Annotated in this window: 28 protein-coding genes and 2 pseudogenes; 24 read left to right on the top strand and 6 right to left on the bottom strand. The window is 39.7% G+C overall.

Annotated features, from left to right (window positions below):
• Positions 1-310: 310 nt before the first annotated feature.
• From PP175_RS10375 to PP175_RS10405, 7 genes are all read left to right on the top strand, one after another.
• The gene (locus PP175_RS10375; protein WP_272442670.1) at positions 311-1,987 is read left to right on the top strand and encodes a 2-oxoacid:acceptor oxidoreductase family protein; all 1,677 of its coding nucleotides are present in this window, start codon (positions 311-313) and stop codon (positions 1,985-1,987) included.
• Positions 1,988-1,992: 5 nt separating this feature from the next.
• On the top strand, positions 1,993-2,823 hold the full coding sequence (locus PP175_RS10380) for a thiamine pyrophosphate-dependent enzyme (protein WP_272442671.1): 831 nt from the start codon (positions 1,993-1,995) through the stop codon (positions 2,821-2,823).
• 76 nt (positions 2,824-2,899) lie between these two features.
• Complete coding sequence (locus PP175_RS10385; RefSeq protein WP_272442672.1) at positions 2,900-3,667, top strand: SDR family NAD(P)-dependent oxidoreductase; 768 nt, start codon at positions 2,900-2,902, stop codon at positions 3,665-3,667.
• A gap of 69 nt (positions 3,668-3,736) precedes the next feature.
• Positions 3,737-4,393: a GntR family transcriptional regulator gene (locus PP175_RS10390; protein ID WP_272442673.1), complete on the top strand. Its 657-nt coding sequence runs from the start codon at positions 3,737-3,739 to the stop codon at positions 4,391-4,393.
• A gap of 75 nt (positions 4,394-4,468) precedes the next feature.
• Positions 4,469-4,633, top strand: coding sequence for a hypothetical protein (locus PP175_RS10395; protein ID WP_272442674.1), 165 nt, complete (start codon positions 4,469-4,471; stop codon positions 4,631-4,633).
• Positions 4,608-5,513, top strand: a complete 906-nt coding sequence (locus tag PP175_RS10400) for an acyl-CoA dehydrogenase family protein (RefSeq protein WP_272442675.1) — start codon at positions 4,608-4,610, stop codon at positions 5,511-5,513. Before PP175_RS10395 ends, PP175_RS10400 begins: the two co-directional genes overlap by 26 nt.
• Positions 5,514-5,516: 3 nt before the next feature.
• A complete protein-coding gene (locus PP175_RS10405; RefSeq protein WP_272442677.1) occupies positions 5,517-6,569 on the top strand; it encodes a phosphotransferase family protein in 1,053 nt (350 codons plus the stop codon).
• Positions 6,570-6,776: 207 nt separating this feature from the next.
• Here the strand turns inward: PP175_RS10405 and PP175_RS10410 are convergent, their stop codons facing one another.
• A complete protein-coding gene (locus PP175_RS10410) occupies positions 6,777-6,956 on the bottom strand; it encodes a nitrilase-related carbon-nitrogen hydrolase (RefSeq protein WP_272442678.1) in 180 nt (59 codons plus the stop codon).
• A 255-nt stretch (positions 6,957-7,211) separates the two neighbouring features.
• Here PP175_RS10410 and PP175_RS10415 point away from each other — a divergent pair, with 255 nt between their 5' ends.
• A complete protein-coding gene (locus PP175_RS10415; RefSeq protein ID WP_272442680.1) occupies positions 7,212-7,544 on the top strand; it encodes an aspartyl-phosphate phosphatase Spo0E family protein in 333 nt (110 codons plus the stop codon).
• A gap of 61 nt (positions 7,545-7,605) precedes the next feature.
• Here the strand turns inward: PP175_RS10415 and PP175_RS10420 are convergent, their stop codons facing one another.
• Positions 7,606-8,478: a LysR family transcriptional regulator gene (locus PP175_RS10420; protein WP_272442681.1), complete on the bottom strand. Its 873-nt coding sequence runs from the start codon at positions 8,476-8,478 to the stop codon at positions 7,606-7,608.
• 110 nt (positions 8,479-8,588) lie between these two features.
• Here PP175_RS10420 and PP175_RS10425 point away from each other — a divergent pair, with 110 nt between their 5' ends.
• The 11 genes and pseudogenes from PP175_RS10425 to PP175_RS10475 all read left to right on the top strand — a co-directional run.
• Positions 8,589-9,002 carry a tautomerase family protein gene (locus PP175_RS10425; RefSeq protein WP_272442682.1) on the top strand — a complete coding sequence of 138 codons (414 nt, stop codon included), beginning with the start codon at positions 8,589-8,591 and terminating at the stop codon, positions 9,000-9,002.
• Positions 9,002-9,310, top strand: coding sequence for a carboxymuconolactone decarboxylase family protein (locus PP175_RS10430; RefSeq protein WP_272442683.1), 309 nt, complete (start codon positions 9,002-9,004; stop codon positions 9,308-9,310). The genes PP175_RS10425 and PP175_RS10430 overlap by 1 nt, the downstream gene beginning before the upstream one ends.
• Before the next feature lie 579 nt (positions 9,311-9,889).
• Positions 9,890-10,891 carry a LacI family DNA-binding transcriptional regulator gene (locus tag PP175_RS10435; RefSeq protein WP_272442684.1) on the top strand — a complete coding sequence of 334 codons (1,002 nt, stop codon included), beginning with the start codon at positions 9,890-9,892 and terminating at the stop codon, positions 10,889-10,891.
• Between the two features lie 49 nt (positions 10,892-10,940).
• Positions 10,941-11,888: a ribokinase gene (gene rbsK, locus PP175_RS10440; RefSeq protein WP_272442685.1), complete on the top strand. Its 948-nt coding sequence runs from the start codon at positions 10,941-10,943 to the stop codon at positions 11,886-11,888.
• A 13-nt stretch (positions 11,889-11,901) separates the two neighbouring features.
• Positions 11,902-12,297 carry a D-ribose pyranase gene (gene rbsD, locus PP175_RS10445; RefSeq protein WP_272442686.1) on the top strand — a complete coding sequence of 132 codons (396 nt, stop codon included), beginning with the start codon at positions 11,902-11,904 and terminating at the stop codon, positions 12,295-12,297.
• 46 nt (positions 12,298-12,343) lie between these two features.
• Complete coding sequence (locus PP175_RS10450; RefSeq protein WP_272442687.1) at positions 12,344-13,852, top strand: sugar ABC transporter ATP-binding protein; 1,509 nt, start codon at positions 12,344-12,346, stop codon at positions 13,850-13,852.
• Positions 13,839-14,831, top strand: coding sequence for an ABC transporter permease (locus PP175_RS10455; protein ID WP_272442688.1), 993 nt, complete (start codon positions 13,839-13,841; stop codon positions 14,829-14,831). Before PP175_RS10450 ends, PP175_RS10455 begins: the two co-directional genes overlap by 14 nt.
• Before the next feature lie 63 nt (positions 14,832-14,894).
• On the top strand, positions 14,895-15,893 hold the full coding sequence (locus PP175_RS10460; protein WP_272442689.1) for a sugar ABC transporter substrate-binding protein: 999 nt from the start codon (positions 14,895-14,897) through the stop codon (positions 15,891-15,893).
• 55 nt (positions 15,894-15,948) lie between these two features.
• Positions 15,949-16,635 (top strand): deoxyribose-phosphate aldolase, encoded by a 687-nt coding sequence (gene deoC, locus PP175_RS10465; protein WP_272442690.1) that lies wholly within the window; start codon positions 15,949-15,951, stop codon positions 16,633-16,635.
• 317 nt (positions 16,636-16,952) lie between these two features.
• Positions 16,953-17,264 carry a metal-sensitive transcriptional regulator gene (locus tag PP175_RS10470; RefSeq protein WP_272443237.1) on the top strand — a complete coding sequence of 104 codons (312 nt, stop codon included), beginning with the start codon at positions 16,953-16,955 and terminating at the stop codon, positions 17,262-17,264.
• A gap of 28 nt (positions 17,265-17,292) precedes the next feature.
• Positions 17,293-17,394: pseudogene (locus PP175_RS10475) on the top strand (copper chaperone); the annotation flags it as partial.
• A gap of 140 nt (positions 17,395-17,534) precedes the next feature.
• Here the strand turns inward: PP175_RS10475 and PP175_RS10480 are convergent.
• The 4 genes and pseudogenes from PP175_RS10480 to PP175_RS10495 form a co-directional block, all read right to left on the bottom strand.
• Complete coding sequence (locus PP175_RS10480) at positions 17,535-18,284, bottom strand: hypothetical protein (RefSeq protein ID WP_272442691.1); 750 nt, start codon at positions 18,282-18,284, stop codon at positions 17,535-17,537.
• Between the two features lie 193 nt (positions 18,285-18,477).
• Positions 18,478-19,761 (bottom strand): VTT domain-containing protein, encoded by a 1,284-nt coding sequence (locus PP175_RS10485; RefSeq protein ID WP_272442692.1) that lies wholly within the window; start codon positions 19,759-19,761, stop codon positions 18,478-18,480.
• 395 nt (positions 19,762-20,156) lie between these two features.
• The gene (locus PP175_RS10490) at positions 20,157-20,768 is read right to left on the bottom strand and encodes a hypothetical protein (RefSeq protein ID WP_272442693.1); all 612 of its coding nucleotides are present in this window, start codon (positions 20,766-20,768) and stop codon (positions 20,157-20,159) included.
• 2 nt (positions 20,769-20,770) lie between these two features.
• Positions 20,771-20,995, bottom strand: a pseudogene (locus PP175_RS10495) (DUF2935 domain-containing protein); the annotation flags it as partial.
• Between the two features lie 317 nt (positions 20,996-21,312).
• Between PP175_RS10495 and PP175_RS10500 the strand changes: the two are divergent.
• The 5 genes from PP175_RS10500 (at position 21,313) to PP175_RS10520 (ending at position 26,502) form a co-directional block, all read left to right on the top strand.
• Positions 21,313-22,122 (top strand): TatD family hydrolase, encoded by an 810-nt coding sequence (locus PP175_RS10500; RefSeq protein WP_272442694.1) that lies wholly within the window; start codon positions 21,313-21,315, stop codon positions 22,120-22,122.
• Positions 22,123-22,971, top strand: a complete 849-nt coding sequence (locus PP175_RS10505) for a sugar phosphate isomerase/epimerase family protein (protein ID WP_272442695.1) — start codon at positions 22,123-22,125, stop codon at positions 22,969-22,971.
• 226 nt (positions 22,972-23,197) lie between these two features.
• Positions 23,198-24,070 carry a sugar phosphate isomerase/epimerase family protein gene (locus PP175_RS10510; RefSeq protein WP_272442696.1) on the top strand — a complete coding sequence of 291 codons (873 nt, stop codon included), beginning with the start codon at positions 23,198-23,200 and terminating at the stop codon, positions 24,068-24,070.
• A gap of 192 nt (positions 24,071-24,262) precedes the next feature.
• On the top strand, positions 24,263-25,132 hold the full coding sequence (gene eboC / locus PP175_RS10515; RefSeq protein WP_272442697.1) for a UbiA-like protein EboC: 870 nt from the start codon (positions 24,263-24,265) through the stop codon (positions 25,130-25,132).
• Positions 25,133-25,155: 23 nt separating this feature from the next.
• The gene (locus PP175_RS10520) at positions 25,156-26,502 is read left to right on the top strand and encodes an alkaline phosphatase family protein (protein WP_272442699.1); all 1,347 of its coding nucleotides are present in this window, start codon (positions 25,156-25,158) and stop codon (positions 26,500-26,502) included.
• Position 26,503: the final 1 nt, after the last annotated feature.

Raw genomic sequence — 26,503 nt, forward strand, 5'->3', positions numbered from 1 at the left:
GTCGATACACCCAGTTTAGTTCCTTGTTAGATCGATAATTGACAATATTAACAATATTCAATACAATTGAATTAGATATTAGAAATAAGATTTTAACTTTTTTATATAATGTATTGGGAGGGAAGCGTAGTGTAGATGGCTGCGTTAATGAGATAGGATAGAAGTAGCAGGTGCGATTCGCTCTCAAGGTTATTCCCACCGAGATAAAGATTACACCTAGATTATTAGTAATAGCATGTTTAATCTGATATATCAGATATTAGAAATAAGATTTTGACCTTTTTATATAATCTATTGGGAGGCATGTATAATGAAGACGGCTGCGCTAATGGGATTGACAGGGCAAGGTATAGAAACAGCAGGAGAGATTTTATCTAGTATTTTGCAATCACAAGGTTTTTCTCACCGGGCATGGAGAGACTTCTCCACTATTATTAGAGGTGGGCATACCGCATTTGAGATTTATATTTCCGAACAAGGGGAAGAATCCCCACCTCCACGGATAGAAGCTATCGACATTGCAGTGGTATGGGATGATGAGGGAGCAAAACGTTACATATCTCGAGTAAAAGATAAAGGACTATTATTCGGGCCATCGTCTACTACACTTGTACCTGAAGAAAATCGGGAAGAATCCCCGAAATTAGGATTTAACGTTTGGAGTCTTGGAATTATTGCCGGCTATCTCGGGCTCCCATTTTCCCTAATAGAGGATGCTATAAGCGACCGATTCGGTGGCGAATCAAACCAAAAATTAGTCCATCGCGGCTATCTCTTAGGGCAATCTAAAGCACAGGGTCCGATCTTTCAACCTTCCTCCCTAAGTAATGTAACAATTTCGGGCAATGATGCTTTGTCCATCGGAGCTATTGCTGGAGAAGTTCGTCATTACTTCGGATATCCTATCACTCCTGCTTCTGAAATCTTGGAAAACCTCTCCAAATGGCTTCCGCCCGTCGGTGGAAAAACTTATCAAGTCGAAGATGAGATTGCTGCAATACATGCTGCGATTGGGGCTAGCTTTGCCGGTAAAAGGACATTTGTTGCGAGCAGTGGTCCTGGAATAGCACTCATGACAGAAGGGATTAGTTATCTCGGTGCTACTGAGATTCCTCTTGTTATTATCGATAACCAGCGTGGGGGCCCATCAACTGGAATGCCAACAAAAACGGAACAAAGCGACCTCTTACATCTTCGCTATGCTGGTCACGGCGAATTTGCACGAATTTTACTTTCCCCAACAAATGTCCTTGATTGTATTGTGGTGATTCAAGAAGCCCTTAATCTAGCCGATTATTACCAGTGCCCGGTGATTATTGCCCTCGATCTTGACCTTGCATTAAGACGGATCTCTATTCCGTGGTGTTCCGTAGAGAAAGCCATTCGTAGTGTAGCGGTCGACAGAGGTCCGACTCTTACCCAATCAGCTCCTTTAGAAGGCTACGTGAGATATCGTTCGGTTGATGGTGCCCCTCCGGTGAGAACGATTCCTGGGATTAAAGGCGGGGCTTACGTTGCTAGCGGAGATGAACACGACGTAAGGGGATTTATGGAGCCCGATTACAAAGAAGTACGACACACGCTGCACATGAGACGATTGCATAAGGCAGATCAGATACAGTATAACCGATCGTTATCTATTGTAGGCGATACAGAAGCTTCGGTGGCTATTGTGGGAACCGGTTCAATGGGAGAGCTCATTGAAAACATTGTTAATCTTCACCCTGACAAATACGTCGGTATTTTGCTTCGCCAACTACATCCAGTTCCAATTGAAGAAATATCTGCTGCCTTATCCAATGCAGAAACAGTTATTGTTGCTGAATATAATGCAACAGCACAAATACGCTCTATTATCGAATCAGCTCTTGTTAACCAAAACATACAATCTCTCCTTCGATTTGATGGTGAACATTACACACTTGAAGAATTTGAAAATGCCTTGAAAACTACTAAGTCTACAAATAATGAATTAATTAGGGGGTAATGTAAATGCCAGATTCACTTACTATAAAAGATTATTCGAATGGCAATACACCTACGTGGTGCCCAGCATGTGGTGATTTCTCTGTATTGAAATGCATGCAGCGCGCATTATTTTCCCTGCAAATTAATCCGGAAGACACGGTCTTAGTTTCAGGAATAGGTTGTAGCGGAAAGATTGGACATTATTACGGCGGATATAGCATTCATGGGACACATGGACGTTCCTTGCCGATTGCGCAAGGAGTTAAAGCATCCCGACCAGATTTAACGGTTATTGCAGCGGGTGGAGATGGGGATGGATATGGTATTGGCGTAGGTCACCTTGTTCATGCCGCTAGACGAAATTTAAATATTACTTATATCGTTATGGACAATGGAGTATATGGGAATACAAAAGGGCAAACATCACCCACGAGCCGTTTGGGATATCAATCTTCAACAACTCCTTCAGGAAATCCTGATGTACCTATAAATCCACTGCTTCTGGCCTGGTCTTCCGGTGCTTCCTTTATTGGCCAGGGTTTTTCTGGCGATGCTAAACACCTTGAAGATCTCATTAAACAGGGAATAAGACATAGTGGTTTTTCTTTAATCAATGTTTTTAGTCCTTGTGTAGTTTTTAATAAGACTCAAGGCTATGACTTTTATCGTGAGAATATTGATTACCAAGAAAATCCTGCGAAAACTCCGCAGGAGTATGTGGGAATCCTTAGCCAACCTTCCATGCCTGTAGGAGTACTGTGGAAATCGTATAACAATGACTCAATTAAATCTACTGAACAAACCAAGAGTGAGGATCGTGATTTGGTAGCTTATCTTCGATCTAAACTTGCATAGTATTGAATTTTTAAAAGAGGGAACGATTCTCCTTCCCTCTACCCCTTTTTTCCAAACCATGGGAGGTGTTTAATTTATGAAGTACCAATTGGATTTTAAGGACAAAGTTGTTGTGGTAACCGGTGCAAGCAGGGGAATTGGGAAGAATATCGCTGTTGGCTTTGGTTCGCTAGGTGCGAATGTAGTGTTGATTAGCCGCAGCAAAGATCAATTAGAAGAAACAGCTTCCCGGATAAGAGATGCAGGAGGAAAAGCAGCTGTTATTCCAGCAGATTTATCAGTAACAGATACGATTGAAGAAGTTGTGGCGAACATTAAACAAAATTACCCCACGATAGACGTATTAGTAAATAATTCAGGAGTCTCAAAAAGGAAGCCATCAACAGAAGTGACAGAAGAGGATTGGAATTTTGTTATGGATCTTAACCAAAGATCATATTTTTTTATGTGTCAGGCTGTAGGGAAAGAAATGATTAAACAAGGTTATGGAAAAATTGTGAATATGGCCTCAGTAGGTGGGGTTGTAGGGATCACCAATTCAGCTCCGTATAGTTCAAGCAAAGGGGGAGTTGTATTACTTACCAAAGTCTTGGCAAGTGAGTGGGCGAAATATAACATCCAGGTAAACGCGGTTGGTCCAGGATACATTAAGACGGATTTAATTACCAATGCCATAAAGGATCCAGAGTTTTTACATACCATAACTTCTCGAACACCGAGTAAACGATTAGGAAATCCTGATGAGGTTGTGGGTGGAGTACTTTATTTGGCTTCTGATTTAGCAAATTATGTAACGGGTCATACATTATTGATCGATGGCGGCCTTACTGCATATGGAGTATAGTTAACGTCTTAAATCTGTCTGCTCTTCAGCCTATCTATTTAACAAAGGAAGGTAGTGTGATTTAGTTAGATGCTTAAACAGGTTCAGTTTGATAATCGCAACTTACATGAGCGAGTGTATATATATTTACGGGATAAAATTGTCCTTAATCAGTTACCGCCTGGATCTAGAATTAATTATGAAGAATTAGTAGAGGAATTAGGAGTAAGTAAGACGCCTTTACGAGATGCGGTCAATCGTCTGCAACAAGAAGGGTTGATTGAAGTAAAGCCAAGGTCAGGAACCTTTGTCAGTATACCAAAAGTGAGGGATATAGTAGAGATTTATGATGTTCGGAAAGCATTAGAAAGCCAGGCTATTCAATTAGCTAGCCCGAGAATCCCGAAAAAGGTATTGGAATCATTGTTAAACGAGGCTGGTCATGCTGAAGCAGAAATTAAAAAGGGCAATGCAGAAACGTTTTTTCAGGCTGATAGACAATTGCACCAGACGATTATTCAGTTTTCGGAAAATCAACGGTTGATATCCTTTATGAACACATTAGAATTGCAAATTAAATGGTTTGGAATTATTATTGCGAAAGATTCTGATAGACCCTTGCAAGCTAACGACATGCATAAAAGGATTTTGACAGCACTATATAATGAAAAAGTAGACGAAGCGAAAAAACTAATGGAAGAACATATAGAAGAAATTAAACTTTATACAGTTGCTGATTACTCGTAGCAGTGTTATCTCTCACGAGTAAAAATAACAATTATATTCAGAAAATTTCTAAAACTTTTGATAGGAGTGATGAGTATGTTCGATTTTAGTTCAACCGGTGAACAACAAGAAATGATTGAAAAGGCATCTATTTTTATGGACGAATATGTGTATCACAATGAAAAATATATGAGTTATCGGCAGAAGCCCAATCGCTCCCTATATTTTCGGTTCCATGGCACCGGATGCCGGAAATTCTGAGATTCTATGGCATGCCGGAACACCCGAGCAGAAGAGAAAATATTTACTCCCTTTAGTCAATGGAGACATTCGCTCCTGTTTTGCCATGACTGAACCCGAAGTATCTGGTTCTGATCCGACAACCCTACTAGCTCGTGCAGAAAAGGACGGGAACGATTGGGTAATAAATGCCCATAAATGGTTCACAACAGGTGCAATTGGTGCCTCCTTTTCGATTGTCATGGCGGCCACTGATCCGGATACTCTTCCTCATGAGCGATTCAGTATGTTCATAGTGGATGCTGACAATCCAGGCTTTGACATCGTTCGGGAAATCGCGCTCATGGGAGATCATTATACCGGGGGGCATGGTGAGGTGCGTTATATCGATTGCCGTATTCCTGCTGAAAATATGCTTGGAAATCGTGGGGAGGGTTTCAAATTGGCTCAGCTGCGTCTAGGGCCTGGGCGAATTACACATGCGATGCGTTGGATTGGTGTAGCTAAACGGAGTTTCGATCTGATGGTTGATCACTCCCTTCGTAGAGAAACCCGAGGAAAAAAATTGGCCGAATTCCAAACCATACAAAATATGATTGCGGACTCGGCAACTGAAATTGAAGCAGCCCGATTAATGACTTTGTACGCTGCCTGGAAAATGGATCAAGGTGATCAAGCACGCAAAGAGATTTCGATGATCAAATTTTTTGGCGCAAAAGTATTACAAGATGTCATTGATCGTGCCATTCAAGTTCATGGGGCACTCGGTATTACAGCAGATACACCACTGGAGGGTTTTTACCGAGAAGCTCGTTCTGCACGTATCTATGATGGCGCTGACGAAGTACATCGCATGGTAGTGGCGAAGCAGGTTTTAAAAGCATTCCAAATAGGGAGGTAGTTTATGAGTCAAGAGGATCTTTTAACGATTCGTTCAGGTGAAGAGATTAACTGGGTTGAAATTGAACGCTATATTCGGTTCCACAACAATGGTCTTACCCAAGATAGCATGGAGGTCAAAAAATTTTCAACTGGGTATTCCAACTTGACTTATCTGATCCAGATTGGAAATTGGGAAGGCGTACTTCGCCGCCCACCTTTCGGGAAAATCCCTCCAAAGGCACACGACATGGAACGGGAATACCGCATTTTACAAAAAATCCATCCCGTTTATCCTTTAGCTCCCGAACCTTATCTATATTGTGAAGATCCTAAGATTATGGATAAGCACTTTTATATCATGGAAAAGAAACACGGGGTTGTAGTAGATGATTTCTTACCACCGGCATTTCAAGAAAAGAACACCTGCCGTGTCGTTTCTGAAACGGTGGTGAATACACTCATACAGCTTCATGAAATTGATTATCAAAAAGTTGGATTATCAGATATTGGGCGCCCCGAGGGCTTTCTGGAAAGACAAGTTTATGGCTGGATCAAACGCTACCAGAATGCAAAAACGGATCACATAGATGTGGCGCAGGAAATCGAAAAGTGGTTGATAGACAACATCCCTACTTCACATTCTGCAACGATTGTCCACAATGATTTTAAGTTAAATAATATGATGTTATCTCCTCATGATGTAAGTCAGGGCGTTGCAGTTTTTGATTGGGAAATGTGCACTGTTGGCGATCCGTTAACGGACTTAGGAATTGCACTTGCCTATTGGACAGAGGAAGGAGAAGCGGAAACGGGGCTTACATCCGTTACAGCGAATCCTGGTTTTATTAAACGTCGAGAATTTATCGAGCTTTATGCCCAAAAAACTGGAAGAGACCTCTCACAGATTGATTATTACCTCACGTTTGCATTTTATAAAATTGCTGCAGTTCTCCAGCAGATCTATTATCGCTGGAAAAAAGGTGACACCCAGGATCCGCGTTTTTCTCTTTTAGATGTTGGGATACGGAATCTATTGGATCAAGCTTACCGTGCTCAAAAAAAGGAACTCGTATAGGTGAATCAGCGAAAGTAATTCATGTTGCTGAACCATCTTTAGTATCTGGAATCAGTCTGTACAGTATTATGTTGCTGCTATATTTTAAACGGTACCCATTTAGGAGGGAGAGATCCCTCTTTTTTCTATCGAGGCCTTATTTTCCTTTGCTTGCCAGCCGGCGATTCGCTTCTAAGCACCATCGTAAACGTGAACGTTTTACCATATTCACCAATGGTCTTCCCTTTGAATCGGAAACTGAGCTGGTATAAACAAGATTTTCACACCTGTTAATGCGATGGCCCTTGCTAGTTCCGGAAAGCGGATATCATAACAAATTTCAACTGAGGACAAGTGCCCTTCGATTTCGAAAACAGTATACTCTTTTCCCGGAACTAGATAAAGCACATGATCCTTTAACGTAAACCGAGTGCTATAATCAATGATCGCATGTTGAATAGATTCATATGCATGAATTTTTTAAGTTGCCATGGCATGCCGCATCTATAAATATAAAATAATTAAATTAAAAATTCAATGTATTTTAAAATCTTTGATGTTTCATAATTTGTAGAATAAGGGCGAAATATTTCAGTTGATTATTAATTTTAAAAATAATACATTAATTAAGTTGTTACTATACATAAAAGGGATGAAATATTAATGGATTGCTCGGTTGATGCACAAATTAGCGAACTGAAAAGGTTAATGACAAGTACAGCTGAGAAATATAATTTCAACTTCCTGCATCCGGATGTAATTGAAATTAGTCAAAAACTTGACGTTCTAATTGTACAGGCAATAAAAGAAAAGCATCCAGTCCACCGTGGGAAGGATGCGAGTTCTATTTGTAAGCACATTACTAAGCTGTCTGTATTCCTTTTTTTATCAATTTGGCAATCAAGACGGCTGCTTCCCTATCTATATCTTCATTGGAATGTAAGCTCATCTGGGTTTCATACTATTCGTACAGTTTCATGGACACTTGTTAGTTAACGCTCTAATATGAAATATAAGAGGAAGTGTCCAATATGAATTAAGGCAAATCAAACTAAATCTACATCGACGATACAATCAATTTAATAAGTTGTTGCTTTGTTTGGCTTAAATAGTTTCTTTTTTTAGAAGAAATTAATAATCCTATAGGAAATTTGGGATCATATCCATTAACCTTAAATGATATTGTATTTTGGTTTAAAACAGTTCCCTTTGGTATGATGCCTATTGCATCCCCAACAACCATTTGTGGAATTAGATGTAGTGAACTACAATTATAGACTCTTTTAAAGGCTAAATTGTTTTCTAATAAGAAAGCGTTCACTGATTGGTAATAATAACAACTATTTTCTCCAATGAAAATAGGATAATTGATTATATCAGATATTTCAACTGACTCTTTTTGTAACACCGGATGATTAGGATTATTTACTATAAATTCAACTTGTTCTTTACAAAGTGGAGTGAAATTGACGTTGGAGATATTTTGGTTATTTCCACATACAGCAAAATCAATCTGATTTTGATCGATCATTTTTGATAAAAGAGCTGTATTTCCCACGACAAAATCACAATGTATGTACGGTTTCTCATTGTTTAAATATTTTAATATAGACGGCATTAATTTTTTAGTAAAAGACTCTAATAATCCTATTCTTAATTTCCCCTTCTCCTCACTGCTTATACGCTGTGCTTGAGATATTGAATAATCCCAATGCATTAACAAGTTATCTACTTCCTCCGCAAATAAGTTACCTTCATCCGTTAGTCGAGCATCCCACCCTCGTTCAAATAGAAGAAAACCAAGCTCTTTTTCTAGTTTTTTTATATGTGTCGTTACTGTTGACTGAGCATAATTTAATTTTTTTGCCGCAAGTGAAAAAGTTCCTGCTTCAACAATCATTTTAAATGTTTTTAACTCTTTTATATCCATCTCACACCTCATCTTTATCGGTTTTATTGATAATAATATAACGTATTTTCAATTATACAAATTGAAGTATGCGAATTAAAATAATATTACAAGAAAGGGAGTGAGACTATATGCCTTTTGTTAATGTTTATTATCCTGAAGGTGTAACGGATCAAGAAAAATTAAAAAAGGTGAGCAATAGTATTCATCGTTCATTAATTGAACATTTTAAAGTTCCGGAAAATGATTACTTTCACATGTTTTTTCCCTACCAATCTAATCAATTTTTTTACGATCCGTTTTACCTGTTAGAAGGAAAGAAAAAGAGAAGAGAAAAAATGATACATGTTTCCATTGCATGTGGGCCAGGAAGAACAATGAATCAGAAAAGTAATTTATATCAATCCATATCGAAAGCTATTTCTAATGATTTAAACATCTCCACAACTGATATTTTTATTACATTAAACGAGACATCTGCTGAAAACTGGTCATTTGGTCAAGGAATAGCACAAATGGTTAATACGAAGGAGGAAAAGGAATAGTGAATGATCGTATTGAATCCAATATACCAAAGAAAATGAGAGAAATTGCTCCCGATTTTGTTGATTACAGTGAAAACGTATTATTCGAAAAAGTGTGGAGAGATCCTACTTTAACATCAAAAGAAAGAAGTTTAATTACACTTTCCGCTTTGATTAGTATTGGCAACACTGAACAACTACCATTTCATCTACAATTAGCTCAAAAGAATGGAATTAACGAAAACGAAATTATTGCTTTGATAACACAAATGGCCTTTTACGTTGGATGGCCTAAAGCTGCCTCTGCGTTAAATATCATAATAAATTAAAAATGACAACTTAGTTTTTCCTATTACCGTTTTTCGGTAAAATGGGCACAACAAAAGCCCATAGCTAACAAAACTATGGACTCTAGTTTTTCAACAATTGGAGTCTGTTAAAACATAAAGGAGTGGAGTGCTAACTTATACTACTTGTTAGCAAAAAACATTATAGCACCAGTTAAAAACGGGTAGTTAGTATTCAGACAATGGTCACGCAATGTTCAATAAGGGAACTAAAAAAGTCCATAGCAGTTTATGCTATGGACTCTATAAGAAGGGTCGAGATTTTAAACAATTTGGGACGTTCGTTTAATGCTAGACAAAGAATCGACATGGCATGCGGAATGGTGTTACGAAGCGCGATAATAAAATGCATATTCCGCTTCAAGTCTATTATACCATAAAATTTAGTTTTAAATAGGTATTTCATTAACTAACCAATTCTGAAATAATAGGCGATGAATAAATAGCAAAACGGTAGTGTAAAAAAAACATTTGACACTCAAGATATAATCAGATTATTATCAAATATATAAAATGTAAACGTTTAGATATTCTCTTAGTAAGCGACCGCAAAGGAGTATTATGTCCACGATTAAGGATGTTGCGAAAAAAGCAAATGTTTCAATTGCTACAGTTTCACGTGTTATTAACTGTTTAGGAGGGGTAAAACCTTCTACTGAGAGCCGTATACGGGAGGCCATTGAAGAGTTAAATTATTCTCCTAACGTAATAGCCAGGAGTATGGTTGTCAAAAGGACTCAAACAATTGGGGTGATTGTTCCCGATATTGCAAACCCTTTCTTTCCGGAAGTAATTAAAGGTATTGAGGAATATGCAAGAGAATATGGTTTTACCACGTTCTTAGCAAACAGCGATGAATCAGTGGATGAAGAATCAAGAATTCTGAGTGCACTAAGAGAAAGACGTGTAGATGGACTAATTGTAACAACAGCAAGTGAACTAGACAGTCCTTTAGTTGAATTTGAATTTGATAGTTCCCCAATTGTACTACTTGACCGTTATATTCATAAATCCCCCTATGATTCGGTTGTAATTGATAATACAAGAGGGGCATACACTGCTGTTAAACATTTGGTTACCGAAGGTCATACAAAAATTGGCCTCATTGGAGGACCATCGAATGTTACTCCTGGCAGGGACCGGACTAAGGGATACATACAAGCCCATACGGACTTCGAAATCCCAATTCGCCAAGAGTATATTCTGGAAGGAGACTTTAAAGAAGAGAGCGGTTATCGACTAGGAGAAAAATTGTTGGCGATGAGTCAGCCACCAACAGCAATTTTTTCGGCTAACAACTTGATGACTCTTGGATTATTGAAGTACATTCAACGTCGGCATCTACAATTAGGAAAAGATATCACCGTTATTGGTTTTGACGACTTGGATCTTGCTACATTTATTGAACCTCCATTAACCGTGGTCTCCCGTCCAATGCGATACATGGGGGAAATTGCGGCAAGTTTACTTATCGAAAGAATAAATGGAGCAGAGTTTAAAGAACCTAGGAAAATTGTACTTTTACCACAATTAGTTATACGAAAATCCACCAATAACAAATAATTTTTTTAAAACTAAAAATGTAAACGTTTAGATTGGAGAGTGAGTAATTTTGAGAGAAAAATTTATCACTGTTTTAGGAAGCATGACAATGGATTTAGTAGCTAAAACGCAAAGAAGGCCCATCAAGGGAGAGACGGTTTTGGGAGAAGCCTTTGCCATGGTTCCCGGCGGAAAAGGTGCAAACCAAGCAGTCACGGCTGCTAAATTAGGGGCAAAAACATATATGGTGGGCAGGTTAGGAAATGACTTGTTTAGAAATTCTATCTTGGATAATTTAGCAAGAGAAGGAGTAGTTACCGAGTTTATAAAAACGGATAACGAAACTGCTACCGGTATTGCCCATATTAGCGTCGATGCACTAGGCGATAATAGTATTATAATTGTGCCACTTGCAAATGCAAATGTGGATGAACTGGATGTTAACGAGGTTGAAGATCTTATTTCCCGTTCAGCACTGCTTATGCTTCAACTCGAAGTTCCACTTAAAACAGTCCTTCATGCAACAAAAGTTGCAAAAAAACACAATATACCAGTCATTTTAAATCCGGCACCAGCACAAAGTCTCCCTGATGAATTATATGCCTATATCGATTATCTAACACCAAACGAAACCGAAACAGAAATATTAACTGGCATTAAAATAACCAGCATAGAATCTGCAAAAGTAGCCGCAAAAGAATTGCTAAACCGTGGCGTTAGAAATGTTGTCATAACACTTGGAGAAAATGGATGTCTACTATCAGATGGGATGGAATTCCACCATGTTTCCGCTCAGAAGGTCGAAGTGGTGGATACCACTGCGGCAGGAGATGCCTTTAACGGTGGTATGGCCGTTGGACTTTTAAAAGGAATGTCAATTAAAGAAGCAGTTACATATGGCGGACTAGTCGGTACTCTTGCTGTAACCAAGTTCGGAGCACAGTCTTCCTTACCTTCTATTGATGAAGTCAACAACTTTTTAAAACACCAGGTGCCTCATTCATTAAATAAAAATTAAGGTGGGATTTCACATGAAAAGGTCAGGCATTCTAAATCCACAGCTTTCAAGGGTGATAGCAGAAACTGGTCACACTGATCTTTTGGTTGTTACGGATGCGGGGCTACCCATTCCGCAAGAAATAGAGCGGGTAGATTTGTCTCTTGTTCAGGGGAAACCGGCATTCCTAGACGTCCTACGGGAAGTAGTAACCGAATTAGAAGTCGAAAAAATAATTCTTGCTGAAGAAACAGAAAAGATAAGTCCTAATATGTATAGGGATATTGTAAACCTGCTGCCTGGAATACCTATTGAAACTATGCCTCATGAAGCCTTTAAAGAAAAAACTAAGCAAGCAAAAGCAGCAATTCGCTCAGGTGAATTTACATCATACGCAAATGTTATTTTAGTTGCTGGAGTAGTTTACTAAAAGTTTCCACAATGACAATTAGATGTTGAAAGCGAGTTGAGAAGAGATGGATCAATTCTTGCTTGATTTACATCGAATTAGAAAATCCTTTTTTGGTGTAAAAGCACTTGACGGTGTGGACCTTGAAATTACAACAGGTGAAGTTTTAGCTGTTTTAGGAGAGAACGGGGCAGGAAAGTCGACAATGATGAAAATAATAGCAGGTGTATATCAACCGGATGAGGGTGAGATACGAATTGAAGGAAGGTCAGTTAAAATACAGGATACAAACCATGCACAAGCCCTTGGCATTTCAATTATACATCAAGAATTTAATTTAATTCCCTATCTTAGTGTTGCGGAGAATATCTACTTAGGCCGGGAGCCAATGAAACCGGGAAATCTTTTTATCAATTGGGTCAAGATGTTCAAGGATACTGAGCAGTTATTGAAAAAAGTGGGCCTGTCAGTTAATCCAAAAAGATCAGTTAGTACACTTAGTGTAGCGGAACAACAAATGGTTGAAATTGCAAAATCACTTTCCTTCAATGCCAAGGTAATTATTATGGATGAGCCTACTGCTGCTCTAAATGACGAAGAAAGGAATAAGCTTTTTTATATTATAAAAGAATTAAAGAAAGACGGGGTGGGGATCATTTATATTTCTCACCGAATGGAAGAAATATTTGAAATCTGTGATTCTATTATGGTACTACGTGACGGAAAATTTATTCAGCGTATGCGGACAGTAGATACCAGTAAAGAGCAACTTATTTCACTCATGGTAGGACGTCAATTGACTGACTATTACCCAACCTTGCCTAATGCAAAAAAGAAAGTAAGGCTGGAAGTTAAAGATCTTTGTGTTGATGATAGCGTAAAGGATGTTTCATTTCAAGCCTATAAGGGTGAGATTCTTGGCATTGCGGGTCTTATAGGATCTGGACGCCCGGAGTTAGCCAAGGCAATATTTGGTGCTCTTCCAGTTCGTCAAGGTTCCATTTTTTTAGAAGGAGAAAAGGTTTTTTTAAAAAATTGTAAAGATGCAATTGAGAAGGGGATCGCTTTAGTATCGGATGACAGAAAGGGAGAGGGAATTGTTCTTTCAATGTCAATTGAGGAAAATTTGACACTTGCTAACTTGAAATCGGTGTTGCGGTCGATTTTCATAGATAAAAAGAAGCAAAAGGAATTAGTTGAACGGAATTTTAAGGCTTTGAAGATTAAAGCAGCGAGTGCAGACTTAAAAGTTGAATTTTTAAGTGGGGGCAATCAACAAAAGGTGGTTTTAGGAAAATGGCTTGAAACCGATCCTAAAATATTTATTTTAAATGAGCCAACACGTGGCATTGATATTGGTGCCAAAGCAGAGATTTACCAATTGATGAAGAACTTGGTTGAACAAGGGGTGACCATTATATTGATTTCTTCCGAGTTACCTGAATTACTCGGTATGAGTCATCGTATTCTCGTAATGCACGAAGGATGTATTACCGGTGAATTTAACAAGGATGAAGCTACACAGGAAAAAATCATGATTTGTGCGACAGGTGGTGAGAACAATGGGGCAGCTTAGTAAATATCGTACATTGTTTGTCTTATTGGTGATTGTAATCATTGCTTCATTTTTGAGTAATGCATTTTTTACAACAACAAACCTTTTAAATATTGCTCGTCAGGTTTCTATTACAGCAATTGTGGGTGCTGGAATGACATTAGTAATCCTAGTTGCTGGAATTGACTTGTCAGTAGGTGCAGTGCTTGCTGTTTCAGGTGCTATAGTAGCAGGTGTTCTGGCTTCGACAAACAGTGTGATGTTAGCGATACTGGTAAGTTTAATTGTCGGGATATTTTTTGGCTCAATTAATGGATTTTTATCAACCAAAGGGAAGATGCCATCATTTATTGTGACACTAGCTACAATGGCGGTAGCGAGAGCACTCACTTTGGTGTTAACAAATGGGTATCCAGTTGTTGTTCGCAGTTCGTCATTTCGTGAAATTGGAAACGGTCATATTTTAGGCGTTCCTATACCCGTAATTTTAATGGTTGTAATATTCGTGCTATTACATATTTTACTTAAGCATACAAAGTTAGGCCGTTATATTTATTCTGTCGGTGGGAACGAATCAGCAAGTCGTTTAACCGGGATTAACACGTACCGTGTTATCATTACGACCTTTATACTCAGCGGAATATTTACATCTATTGCTTCTCTAATTTACACCGCAAGATTAAGTTCAGCACAACCAACAGCTGGCACAGGACTTGAACTAGATGCAATTGCGGCCGTAATTTTAGGTGGAACGAGTCTAGCGGGGGGTCAGGGTGGAGTTTTTGGGACATTGATAGGTGCTTTTATTATGGGGATCCTTGATAATATCTTAAATCTCATGAATATTAACCCCTACTATCAAGGCATAGTCAAAGGCGTGGTTATCATCTTAGCTGTCTTTACTGATAACAAATTCAGATCGATAGCTGTAGCTCGATTCAAATCGCAGCCCGAAACAAATGTAAAGGAAGCAAATGTTGAAGAAGCCAAAGCCAACTAGGGAGTAACGATACTTAACTAATAAGTATCTTCACTATCATATTAAAAAATGGGGGTATAAGTAGTGAAAAAAGGAAAAAAAGCATTAGCGTTTGCCTTCTTGACGACTATCGCTATGGCTGCACCGCTGGCTGGTTGTAGTAGCACCAAAGAATCAAGTTCAGATAAGCAAGCCGTATCAACCTCTGCTCCAAACTCAACAAACGCAACAAAAAAACTTAAAATTGGTCTTTCCATGAACACCTTGAATAATCCGTTTTTCGTTGCCGTAAAGGAAGGGGCAGAAGCTCAAGCAAAAGCAATAGGAGCTGAGTTGATTGTTACGGATGCACAAAATAATGTAAGCACCCAGTTGAGTAACGTTGAAAGTATGATTCAACAAAAACCGGACGTAATCATTATCGACCCAACTGATTCCGATGCTATTGTACCCGCAGTACAGGAAGCGAATCAAGCAAATATACCGATTCTTACTATTGACCGAAAGGCAAATGGTGGAGAAGTTGTCGCACATGTTGGTTTTGACGCAGTCGAGGCAGGAAAGATGGCAGGAGATTGGTTGGCAAAAGAGCTCAAGGGAAAGGGAAATGTAGTTGAAATCACTGGAATCATGGGAACCAATGTGGCCCAGGATCGAGATAAAGGGTTTAACGAAGTAATGAAACAAAATCCTGGAATTAAAATTGTCGCTAAACAAACTGCAAACTTTGACCGTGGAGAAGCCCTCAAAGTTATGGAAAACATTATACAGGCTAACCCTAGAATTGATGCGGTCTATGCAGCTAATGATGAAATGGCAATTGGAGCAGAGCAAGCCCTAGAAGCAGCTAACTTAACAGGTAAAGTAAAAATAGTGGGAACAGATGATACAGATCCCATGAAGGAACTAATTAAACAGGGAAAAGCAAACGCTACGGTTGCTAATCCGCCCTATTTCTTAGGGAAAGATGCTGTGAAGGCAGCAAAGGATTTATCTGACGGCAAAAAACTAGAGAAAGATGTAATTCTTAAAGCGGAAATTGTTAAAAAGGATAACGTGGATCAAGTAAAAACAAGAGACTAAAATTATTTGGAGGTAGGTTCTAACCCTACCTCTATTTTTCAGGGGGGACTTACCAATGAACGAAATTAAATCTCTAAAAGAAATAGCAAAAATGATAGATCATACGATTCTAAAACCAGAAGCTACAGAAGATGAAGTAATACAGGTTTGTAATGAAGCTAAAACCTTTGGATTTGCCACCGTTTGTATAAATCCAGTATGGGTACCGTTTGTATCGAAGGAATTAAACGGGTCTAACATCGGAATTACCACCGTCATTGGCTTTCCCTTTGGAGCGGGAACAACCTTAATCAAAGCAATGGAAACGCGGGATGCCATAGCTAATGGAGCGACTGAAATTGATATGGTAATAAATATTGGGGACTTAAAATCGGGTAAGATGGATAGTGTAAAGCGGGATATACGAATGGTTGTAGAGGCAGCAGGAGAAAAAACTGTGAAGGTTATTCTTGAAACTTGCCTTCTAACAGATGAAGAAAAAGTAATTGGCTGTAAGCTTAGTAAGGAAGCTGGTGCTGATTTTGTTAAAACATCTACAGGATTTTCGAAAGCTGGGGCAACCGTTGCGGATGTTTCATTAATGAGGAAGATTGTGGGCTTAGAGTTCGGGGTGAAAGCTAGCGGCGGTATTCGTACATTAAATGATGTAAAAGCAATGATAAAAGCTGGCGCCAGCCGCATAGGTGCCAGTGCGAGTGTTGCTTTTGTTAAAGATGCAGATGGAATAGAGACGGTATACTAACGGTCAAATCTATTCTTTCGGACAAAGTCAAGGTGCATAACATCGTGAACATCAGTTTTGAATACTCTCTACTTGGCGCAGACAAAAGTCTGTGTCTTTTTCTTTCAACATCGGTTTCTCTCCGTATTCTCTATTCACATATGTATGCAAGTTACGTTTTACATACTGATTATGGGCAGCCGAGGAAGAATCACAGATTATCGGCTAATCTATCCACAGAGGTTGTTGGTAACTTGCATTGCTCCATTTGCATACTATAAGGGGGTATGGTATATCTGAGTGGGAAGGAGTTGAACAACCTGAAAGAAAATAAGTCTATGCACGAACCGGATAGTTGTTCGCATGGTGAGGGAAGAAAAAGTCACCATTCAGAAAAAGTAAAAGCAAATTTAACGACCCGATTAAATCGGACTGAAGGACAAATCAGAGGGGTAAAAGGAATGATTGAAAAAGATGCCTACTGTGATGATGTTCTCAATCAATTAGCAGCAATTCAATCCGCACTAAACAGTGTGGGGAAACTTTTGCTCGAGGGACATATGAAAAGCTGCGTGATTGAACGGATTCAAGAAGGCGATCATGACGTCATTGATGAACTGCTGACCACAATGAATAAACTTATGAAATGATTTAACAATAAGCAGGAGGAAATTACCAATGAAGAACATTACACTTAAAGTAGAAGGCATGTCTTGTGGGTATTGTGTGAATGCCGTTGAAGGAGCACTAAAGGAGATCGGCGCTTCTGGGAAAGTTGACTACCGGGTGTGATGACAGCAACTGTTAATTTGGCATTCGAATATATTGTGAAATTAGCAAGCGGATGAAGGGAAAATAAAGAAGGGACCGATGAAGGCCCCTTCCATGGTTCACCACCGAATTGATAAGAAATAGATCGGTCAATCTTTCTTATAAAAGAAATAGGAGTAGTGTTCAAAATTAGACAACGAGTGCCATTGTCCATAATTTTTCAAAAAGTCGAGTTGGAACCCTAACCGGTCCATGGTTCGAATCAGATCATTGTTTGTAATACCCCATTGCCATACGTTCGGCGCGTCTCTCCAAATGCGGCCTGGCACAATCTCTTCGTACATATGTGAAAATAATTGAACATAACTCGGATGTGTCGGTTCATGCGGGACGTTCTTTAAGTACTCCTCTTTGCCTAAATCAAGTAATCTTACTGTACTGGATGATGGAGTAAATTGTGGATTGCATATAATAAATGAACGAGTAAACGGTGCGTACATCTCCAAAATTTGATCCCAGTCAGGCGCTACTTGATGCAGTAGGACGTCGAACAAGATGATGGTATCCACATGGCCGATGCGTTCGGGCATTTCCGGGCTGCCGAAGTTAGCCTGCATGGTGGAAATTTCCTTATGCTTGTCACATAAGCGTTTGGCACTATTTGGCCATTGCACATCCACCATAATCATTTCATTCGGATTGTACTTTTCCATGGCGTATAGGCCATAGGCGCAATCGATTTCTCCAACGCCGCCCAATTCCGCGACACGATTCATTTTTTTGAAAGAGAAAGAGAAATCCAGTACTTCTTTTTTCGCCAAGTCAAAGGCAGGATGAAACGTTCGCTTTAAATCTTTTTGCATGTCACTTATTTGACGCGATAGTTCCTCGTGTATCATCAATCGACTCTCCTTTGATCAAAATTAGTAGAAACATTTTATAATATGCAAGAAATATGATGTCTGAGTCCGCGTTTACCCTAAATTTCGCAAAGGATTTACAAAAAAATCCAGTATACGAACCGTGTGCCGGCCATCCGGATGCTGATAACGGCCGACCAAACTGAGCGCCAGGTTTAGATTTACATGAATGCTAAAAATTCTTTTTAATCAGGCGGAAAATTTCGAGGAGAAAAATGGTTAAGGTCAGCCATACACCCCCGAAGACATACCCTGCAACTGTTCCGCTAGGAGACTGTGCACCAAAGTATATGCCGTTTAAACCAATTACAAATAAAACGAGAAATGTCAGTAACGAAACAACGATTGATATTGATGGTTTTCTTGAATTTCGTGCAAGCACAAAAGAAGTAAAACCATACACAATGGTTGCCATAAGCGTTTGTTCATTGGGAAAGGCATAAAGGTTGCTTCCTTCCATGGGAGATGGGTGAACAACAATAAATACATGTCGCAGAAGTTCTCTCCAGAGATCACCTCCTGCGATCACAATAACCAGAAATGCTCCCTCAATCACTCGGTATTTTTTCTTAAAACAAATCCATAGAAAAATAAGAATACTAAGGGTCAATAGTATCTTTCCGGATGCTAGTAAGCCGAACGTATGCATCCATGGCATCCAGGTTTTATTAAACATCAATCGCACCAGCACAGACACCACTAAATTAAATTCTTCATATTCACTGCTTAAATAATCTTGAATTAAACCACCCATAAAAACAACAAGCTCCAGAAAAACGGCAGCGATCGCAAGTATAAGAAGCCTTACCCTCCGAAGGGAATGAAACAAGTGTATCCCCCTGTTTAAACCACTTGTTATCTTCTCCTTAATCTGTTCCTTAAATTTTCTATATCCATAAACGGCTGCAACGACTATCGCCGCAATGATGCCGGCTATAAGTAAATACTTTTTAATGGAGTTGTGAAAATGTTCCCACTGTGGACCTAACACTTTGCCTAATGAAATAAAAGTACCTGTATATAATAAAGCTCCTAGATAGGCATACAAGGCAAAGGTGCGGTAGCGAATCCTCGTTATGCCCGAAAAGTAACCTGTAATGTGTCGAACACCTGGGATAAAATAAGCGATAACCAGCATCTTATTGCCGTATTTCTCAAACCACTGGGATGTTTTTTCTAATTTTTCGGGTCCCAAATGAAACTTATGCCCGTACTTTTGAAAAAATGGGGTGCCTAACTTAAAACCTATCCAATAGGCAATCGATATTCCGATACAGCATCCTATCCATGCCGTGAATATACTAAATATCCAATTCAGCTTGCCCTGGAAAACAAGAACGCCAGTGTAACCCATCAGCACTTCGCCTGGCACAGGAAACGCAATAAGCTCCAATATAAAGGAAAATAATAATACCATATATCCATAATGGTTCATCAACGTTGTTAGATACCCCAAGAGTTACCCTCCTTTTATATCTGTTGCATCTCGACGGTTTATCCTTTACATATCGTTTGTACCTTATTTTTATTTTACCCAGCATAACTTAAAAGACGGAAGCTTAAACCCAGTAGTTTATTTTCAAGAGGGGATAACCTGTGTGGTATTTGATTGTTTCAGAAAACGATGCCCGCTACATAAAACAAAAAGCAAATAAAAATCCGTCTTAGCCAGACGGATTTAAGTTAATTTTGATTTGTAAATCTCTGTTTTACCACTGTCTAATGTAGGCATTTTATATGGCTTGTCTTATTCAACGTCTTTGTGTTGTATAGATTTTAAGTTCATTTTAATATATTGAACAAGCCTGCCTTTAAAATCTTTAGGCCGTATATTTCCTTCAAATGTATTGTTTATTTTTTTGAAATGGGATATGGTTGATTTCCTTTTGTTGCTTTCCAGATAGCCTGATTAAGTTTGTTTGAATCTGCAGCATCAGGTTTAGAGAAGTCCATTTGCTTGGAAACTGCCGCCATCGGTGCATTTTGACCATTCATTGCATTCAATGGATATGTTAATTGTTCAACCTTATAAGGGTCGAGGTTAGGATGGTTGGTGAAGGAATTGAGCATTGGAATGGCAGACGCGTCAAACTGGGTCATTGGTTTCATACCCAGAATCATCCATGGATGTCCTTGCTCACTGACCTCACCATCTGCATAGAAGTTGTCCAAAGTCACAAATTGAGTTGCGAGTTTATGCAGGTTTGGCGTAAAGGACTTACCGAACTGCGTTAAACTCGGATCACCGTTGCCTTTCCCTAAATCTCCAAATACCTGGTCGCGATTTTCATTAATAACGTAAATCACATGCTTAATGGGGGACTTTTGATCAGCATAACGAGGAATGGCTGAATCTTTGTCACCAGTTAGACGACTTAACCAACCACTTTTTACGTCATATACCTTGTTGTTGTCTTCAACCTGTTTGGTGTATTTTTTGGAGTTGGTTTTTATCGGGGACATCTAATGGCATCCTGAACAGGCTCAAGTATTCCCTGATTAAATTTTTGAAGAGTACCCATAAAATATTCGGCTTCACGAGCAATATGATCGACTAAAAGGGGGAAGTTAAAGCCGTGTATCTTACAATTGATGATGAGAATTAACAGATTCCTTTTAAAGTTTCTAAAACCATAAACCAGTTGAATGCTGTCCTCATTTAACCTTCTAACAGCATCAACATTATCGGGTGTTTCCCTCTTTTCGAATGTTCAAATATAGGCTAATGTAGCATATTTGCGTTACCAGTAATTAGTGCTTATCCATTACAATTAATCTTTCAGCACACATAGATTTGAATCAACTATTACGGTCCTTTCAACAATCATCTCTATTATAGTTGAAAAAATATTTTGAACATTTGGTCATCTGCAAACAATAGTCACAGGAATTTCTCGTGGAATTATGATAGTGGAGCATAAAGGATAGCGTTGTTAAATAAATATTAGATGTAATTTAAAAAAGACAGACTTCTAACACAATTCTTTTATCAAGCAGGGAGGAACAGATGAAATTTTTTGATCCGCATATCCATTGTTATTCCCGTACGACGGACGACTACGAACGAATGAGTTTATCGGGTGTAAGGGCCGTGGTTGAGCCTTCCTTCTGGCTCGGTAGTGAACGACGATATCCAGGAACTTACTTCGATTACTTTGAACATATACTGTCATTCGAACCCAAACGCGCGAAACAGTATGGAATTGATCACTATTGCTGTATTGCGATGAATCCAAAGGAAGCAAACAATCTTGATCTTGCTCATGAAGTGATTGATGGCTTGAAGAGGTATTTATTACATGACCGTTGCCTGGCGATAGGGGAGGTCGGATTTGACCGTATCACAGTTGCGGAAGAAGAAGTGATGAAACGTCAGTTGAAAATAGCAAAAGAGTTAAACATGCTTGTAATGGTACATACTCCGCACCAGAATAAACGTGAAGGAACGGAACGTACGATTCACCTCCTTAAAGAAGTCGGGCTCGACCCGGATCAGGTCATTATCGATCATAACAATTTAGATACGATCGATCTCTCTGTCGCCTATGGAGGCTGGAGTGCAATGACCATTTATCCGACTAAGGTCTCCCCAGCACAAGCAATCGAAATTTTTGCTCGTTACGGAACCGACCGAATGATGGTTAACACCGCGGCCGATTGGGGACCATCGAATCCTTTGAATGTTGTTAAAACCGCTTTAGAAATGAGAATCAAAGAATACGCAGAAGATGTTATTGAGAAATTAGTGTGGGATAATCCAATTCAATTCTATCGTCAGTCGGGTAAGTTAAAGCTCGCAGAGTTGGAGGAAGCGTAAATGAAGCTTGCTATTAGCAGTAATGCATTTAAAAAGTTTGATATTATACAAACCATTGATATGGCGGCTGATATTGGTTACCAAGGGATTGAAATCTTACTAGATATTCCACATGCTTTTCCTCCCCATACGACAGAGGAAAAAGTGCAATCCATCAAACAAAAATTAATCGAGAGAAACATGGTGATCTCGAATCTCAATGCCTTTATGCTTTATGGAATTCAAGACTGCTGGCATCCTTCGTTTATTGAAGCCGATGAAAGAGAGCGTCGACAGCGAATTAACCATACGCATGATTGTATAGAAATAGCGGTTCGGTTAGGGGCAAGGACCCTCTCTACAGAACCAGGAGGACCGCTGGGTGGAGTCGATCGATCATGGGCTAATCGTGCTTTTATCTCGGCTATGGAGGAATTGGCGGATCATGCGGAAAAGGCTGGGGTAACTATTCTAGTAGAACCAGAACCAGATTTATTAATCGAAACAAGTGACCAGTTCCTTGAATTAAAAAAAGCTGTGTCCTCCGAAGCAATTGGTCTAAATTTCGATATTGGTCACTTCTTCTGTGTGGGAGAGGACCCTGTGAAATTGGTAGATAAGTTATTACCTTATACGCACCATTACCATCTGGAGGATATAGCAGAGGATCGCGTACATCATCATTTAATACCTGGTCACGGGAGTATCGACATCCCACGTGTGTTAAAAGCGATTCAAGAAACGGGTTATGATCGCTGTATAACAATTGAACTATATCCATATGAAAATCAAGCTTTTGAAGCTTCCTTAGAAGCTTATCGGTATGTAACAAGAGTCATCGAAGGTTTACAGAATGTCCGTTTAGTTTAAGCTCAGCTGAGGCTCCTAATAGCAGGAGCCCCGGTCTTTTTTATGTCACTTTTTTAAAAGGTGGAAATGGGTACCAACTCGAGCGTGTATTCCTTTAACTGATAGCCATTAAAAACCTTAGTAGACTTCTTTAAGCAGTGATATTTTTGGAAGGTTAGAGTATAAAGGATTGATCTCTTTAATAAATATGGATTGTAAATTAATACAAGAAAGGGAGGAATATCGTATGTATCTCGCATTTGGTACAAATGCCTTTACTCGTTTTCCTTTGGTTAAGGCTATTGAACAAATACATGCCCATGGCTACGATGGGGTAGAGATTTTGGCAGATGCTCCCCATGCTTTCGCCTCAACGATTTCTACCGAAGAAATCAGCAAAGTGTACCGTGTTTTACAAAACACAGGAATACCAGTCAGCAATATTAACGCAAATACAGCAACTGGGTTCTATCCTTCCCTCTTTAGAAGTGGGGAGGTAATATTTGAGCCTTCCTTGTGCAGTAACGATGAAGAAACAAGGAGAAACAGAATTGAATATACCAAGCAGTGTATTGATCTAGCTGTAGAATGGGGGGCTACTTGTATTAGTGTGACTTCTGGGCGTTCTCTTCCAGGAAATCCTCCGCACACGGCTTATCGAAATTTTTATCACTCACTTAACGAGGTTTTAGATTACGCAGTAAAAAAAGATATTTGTGTAGGGATCGAATATGAACCTGGGTTATTGATAGAAAACTCGGTTGAACTAATACAGTTATTTCAGGATCTGCCCTGTCCAAATCTAGGAGTAAATTTAGATATTGGTCATTGTCAAGTCATAGGGGAACCTTTAGCAGAAACCATAAGCAAATTCTCAGATAAAATTTGGAATGTACATTTGGAGGATATTCGTGGTTGTAAGCATTATCATCTTGTTCCGGGTGATGGAGATATTGATTTTAAGGAAGTGTTAGATGCGTTGAAATCTATAAACTATCAACAATTTATCACGATGGAGCTGTATACCTATAATGATGCCCCAGATGATGCTGCGAAACGATCCCTTTCTTATTTAAAAGATATAATCAGTGAAAATGGTCATGAATGCGCTCATGGATAATCTTCATAATCATATATATTCAAGACTGATGGATTATTATGACAGGATGTCCCATTCCGTTCTTGACCCCTGCGCCCGTCATCAAAATTTATCCCTATAAAGAATCTCTAGTTCTACGGCAAATCAGGCTCTGCAACATATTGGTCCCGTATTACAGCGGATAATGGAAACCTCGTCGAAGGGTGAGGAAAAATGAAAGCTTATTTTCAATTGTTGCGATTACCCAATATTGTAACATCTGCTGCGGATGTTCTGGCTGGGGTATGGATTATGGCTGCAATTACTGAAATTATACAAGGATCGATGGCTTGGTTGATTGTTTCCTCTTGCCTTCTCTATAGTGGGGGTGTTGCGTTAAACGATGTGGTGGATGTAGCAATCGATGCAATGCAACGGCCGGAGCGACCCATTCCATCCGGGAAGGTCAGTAGGAAAAGGGCAGCGTTACTAGCTTCCTACCTGTTAATTGGCGGACTAATCGCTGCCTGGATGTCGAGTTTTCTTAGCTTTATGATAGCTATTGTTCTCGTCGGCACGATTATTTTCTATAATGGGTGGGCCAAGAAAAGTCATACGTTGGGTTCCATCGTGATGGGACTTTGTCGATCCATAAATCTTTTGCTGGGGTTTTCAATCGCTCCGCACCAAATATGGCATTACGCTTTTCTCCTTGCTTTTCCTTTTTTCCATATCGTATCCGTTACATCCCTCAGTCAGGGAGAAACCACGGGTTTATCCCAACGTCACGTGTTGTTTCTAACCGCTGTCCCGATGGGATTAGCCATCCTTTTATTCGTCTTGGGCCTTCAATTTCAAGCCTCGCTCTCCGTCGTCTTTATTTTTATCGTGCTATATCTGCTTGGGGAAGGGTTTGCGCTAATTCCCGCCATTCGAAGGCCGGAGCCCTTTCTTATTGGCCGTGGGGTAAAATATGGGTTATTATCGCTTATCCTGCTCAATGCGGCCTTAGTTGCGATTTTTAGTGGTGGATTTCAAGCCATGATGACAGCATCATTATTCATCATTCCATGGTTGATTGCTCGTTGGTTCTCCATGACATAAGACATTTGGAGGAGGGTAAAAAGTTGCCACGTTTTGCTAAGCAAGTCATTGTTTTGAATCTTGTCGGGTTAACACCATCGCATCTTAAAGATCGAGAACTAACACCGAATCTCAACCGGATCGCATCTCAGGGACATGTAGCTAAAATAAAACCTCCATTTCCGCCGGTGACTGGAACGGTACAGACCACATTGGTTACGGGGTATCTTCCGGGCCGCCATGGCATTATCAGCAATGGACTTTATGACCGAAGCAGACAGGAAGTAACCCTGTGGGAACAAACTGGGGCTCCCATTAAAGCGGACCGGATCTGGGATGTATTAAAACAATATGATCCTGCGGCTAAAACGGCGATTTTATTCTGGCAGTATATCAAATATGCTTCAGCTGATATCGTGATCACTCCCTCTCCGATTCACCTCGAGGACGGGATGCAAGAATGGTATTTTTCAAAGCCTGCGGGTTTGTATGAACAAGTAGCGAAAAGAAATGGGCCATTCCATCTTCATTCCTTCTGGGGTCCGCTGGCTTCGTTTGCATCCAGCGAATGGATCGCCAGGGCAGCACTAGACATTATAAAAACCTCAAATCCCACATTAACAATGGTTTATCTGCCGAATCTCGATTATGACGCCCAGCGATTTGGTCCTCACAGCGAAAAGGCTAAGCAATCCGTTAAGGAGATCGATGTCTTGGTAGGGGAGTTTGTTGATGATTTGCAGGCAATGGGCAGGTGGGAAGACATATCATTCGTCTTACTTTCGGAATACGCCATTCAACCAGTATCTCGCCCTGTGTTCATCAACCGAACATTGCGGGATTACGGATGGCTAAAGGTGAATCGAATTGGAGGGAAGGAATACTTGGATCTTTACCATAGCAAAGCCTTTGCTTTGGTAGATCATCAAGTCGCGCATATTTATGTGCAGGATGATATTAAAAGTGAAGTGCAAAAAGTTCTGCAGGAAACGGACGGGATCGCTGAAGTGTGGGGGCAGATTGGAAAGAGGAAATGGCAGGTGGATCATGCTAACGCGGGCGAATTGGTAGTTGTTGCAGAAAGAGATGCCTGGTTTCCATATTACTGGTGGTATGAGGATGCATTTGCCCCTTCGTTTGCGCATACGGTGGATATTCACCGCAAACCTGGCTATGACCCGGTAGAGCTTTTTTTCGATGCTAAAACACGAACCATCCCTTTAAAAGCAGAGTTGATCAAAGGGTCGCATGGAGTCCCTCCAACTACGGACGAGGATCTGGTTAGTATCATTGTCACGGGACCCCAGTCACAATCATTGAGCAACAAAGAGGTATGGGAGGCACATGAAATCCCCGCTTTCCTTCTTGAGCAACTTGGTTATCAAATATAAG

Origin of the sequence: Aneurinibacillus sp. Ricciae_BoGa-3, assembly GCF_028421645.1 — a bacterium.
Taxonomy (GTDB): Bacteria; Bacillota; Bacilli; order Aneurinibacillales; family Aneurinibacillaceae; genus Aneurinibacillus_B.

Excerpts from the sequence above, each read along its gene's own strand:
- PP175_RS10505 (WP_272442695.1), top strand. The coding sequence starts at position 22,123 with ATGAAGCTTGCTATTAGCAGTAATGCATTTAAAAAGTTTGATATTATA.
- PP175_RS10420 (WP_272442681.1), bottom strand. The coding sequence starts at position 8,478 with ATGGATATAAAAGAGTTAAAAACATTTAAAATGATTGTTGAAGCAGGA.
- PP175_RS10450 (WP_272442687.1), top strand. The coding sequence starts at position 12,344 with ATGGATCAATTCTTGCTTGATTTACATCGAATTAGAAAATCCTTTTTT.
- PP175_RS10500 (WP_272442694.1), top strand. The coding sequence starts at position 21,313 with ATGAAATTTTTTGATCCGCATATCCATTGTTATTCCCGTACGACGGAC.
- PP175_RS10390 (WP_272442673.1), top strand. The coding sequence starts at position 3,737 with ATGCTTAAACAGGTTCAGTTTGATAATCGCAACTTACATGAGCGAGTG.
- PP175_RS10400 (WP_272442675.1), top strand. The coding sequence starts at position 4,608 with ATGGCACCGGATGCCGGAAATTCTGAGATTCTATGGCATGCCGGAACA.
- PP175_RS10490 (WP_272442693.1), bottom strand. The coding sequence starts at position 20,768 with ATGTCCCCGATAAAAACCAACTCCAAAAAATACACCAAACAGGTTGAA.
- PP175_RS10395 (WP_272442674.1), top strand. The coding sequence starts at position 4,469 with ATGTTCGATTTTAGTTCAACCGGTGAACAACAAGAAATGATTGAAAAG.
- deoC (WP_272442690.1), top strand. The coding sequence starts at position 15,949 with ATGAACGAAATTAAATCTCTAAAAGAAATAGCAAAAATGATAGATCAT.
- PP175_RS10380 (WP_272442671.1), top strand. The coding sequence starts at position 1,993 with ATGCCAGATTCACTTACTATAAAAGATTATTCGAATGGCAATACACCT.
- PP175_RS10480 (WP_272442691.1), bottom strand. The coding sequence starts at position 18,284 with ATGATACACGAGGAACTATCGCGTCAAATAAGTGACATGCAAAAAGAT.
- PP175_RS10455 (WP_272442688.1), top strand. The coding sequence starts at position 13,839 with ATGGGGCAGCTTAGTAAATATCGTACATTGTTTGTCTTATTGGTGATT.
- PP175_RS10510 (WP_272442696.1), top strand. The coding sequence starts at position 23,198 with ATGTATCTCGCATTTGGTACAAATGCCTTTACTCGTTTTCCTTTGGTT.
- PP175_RS10385 (WP_272442672.1), top strand. The coding sequence starts at position 2,900 with ATGAAGTACCAATTGGATTTTAAGGACAAAGTTGTTGTGGTAACCGGT.
- PP175_RS10470 (WP_272443237.1), top strand. The coding sequence starts at position 16,953 with ATGCACGAACCGGATAGTTGTTCGCATGGTGAGGGAAGAAAAAGTCAC.
- PP175_RS10425 (WP_272442682.1), top strand. The coding sequence starts at position 8,589 with ATGCCTTTTGTTAATGTTTATTATCCTGAAGGTGTAACGGATCAAGAA.
- PP175_RS10435 (WP_272442684.1), top strand. The coding sequence starts at position 9,890 with ATGTCCACGATTAAGGATGTTGCGAAAAAAGCAAATGTTTCAATTGCT.
- PP175_RS10405 (WP_272442677.1), top strand. The coding sequence starts at position 5,517 with ATGAGTCAAGAGGATCTTTTAACGATTCGTTCAGGTGAAGAGATTAAC.
- eboC (WP_272442697.1), top strand. The coding sequence starts at position 24,263 with ATGAAAGCTTATTTTCAATTGTTGCGATTACCCAATATTGTAACATCT.
- rbsD (WP_272442686.1), top strand. The coding sequence starts at position 11,902 with ATGAAAAGGTCAGGCATTCTAAATCCACAGCTTTCAAGGGTGATAGCA.
- PP175_RS10375 (WP_272442670.1), top strand. The coding sequence starts at position 311 with ATGAAGACGGCTGCGCTAATGGGATTGACAGGGCAAGGTATAGAAACA.
- PP175_RS10415 (WP_272442680.1), top strand. The coding sequence starts at position 7,212 with ATGGATTGCTCGGTTGATGCACAAATTAGCGAACTGAAAAGGTTAATG.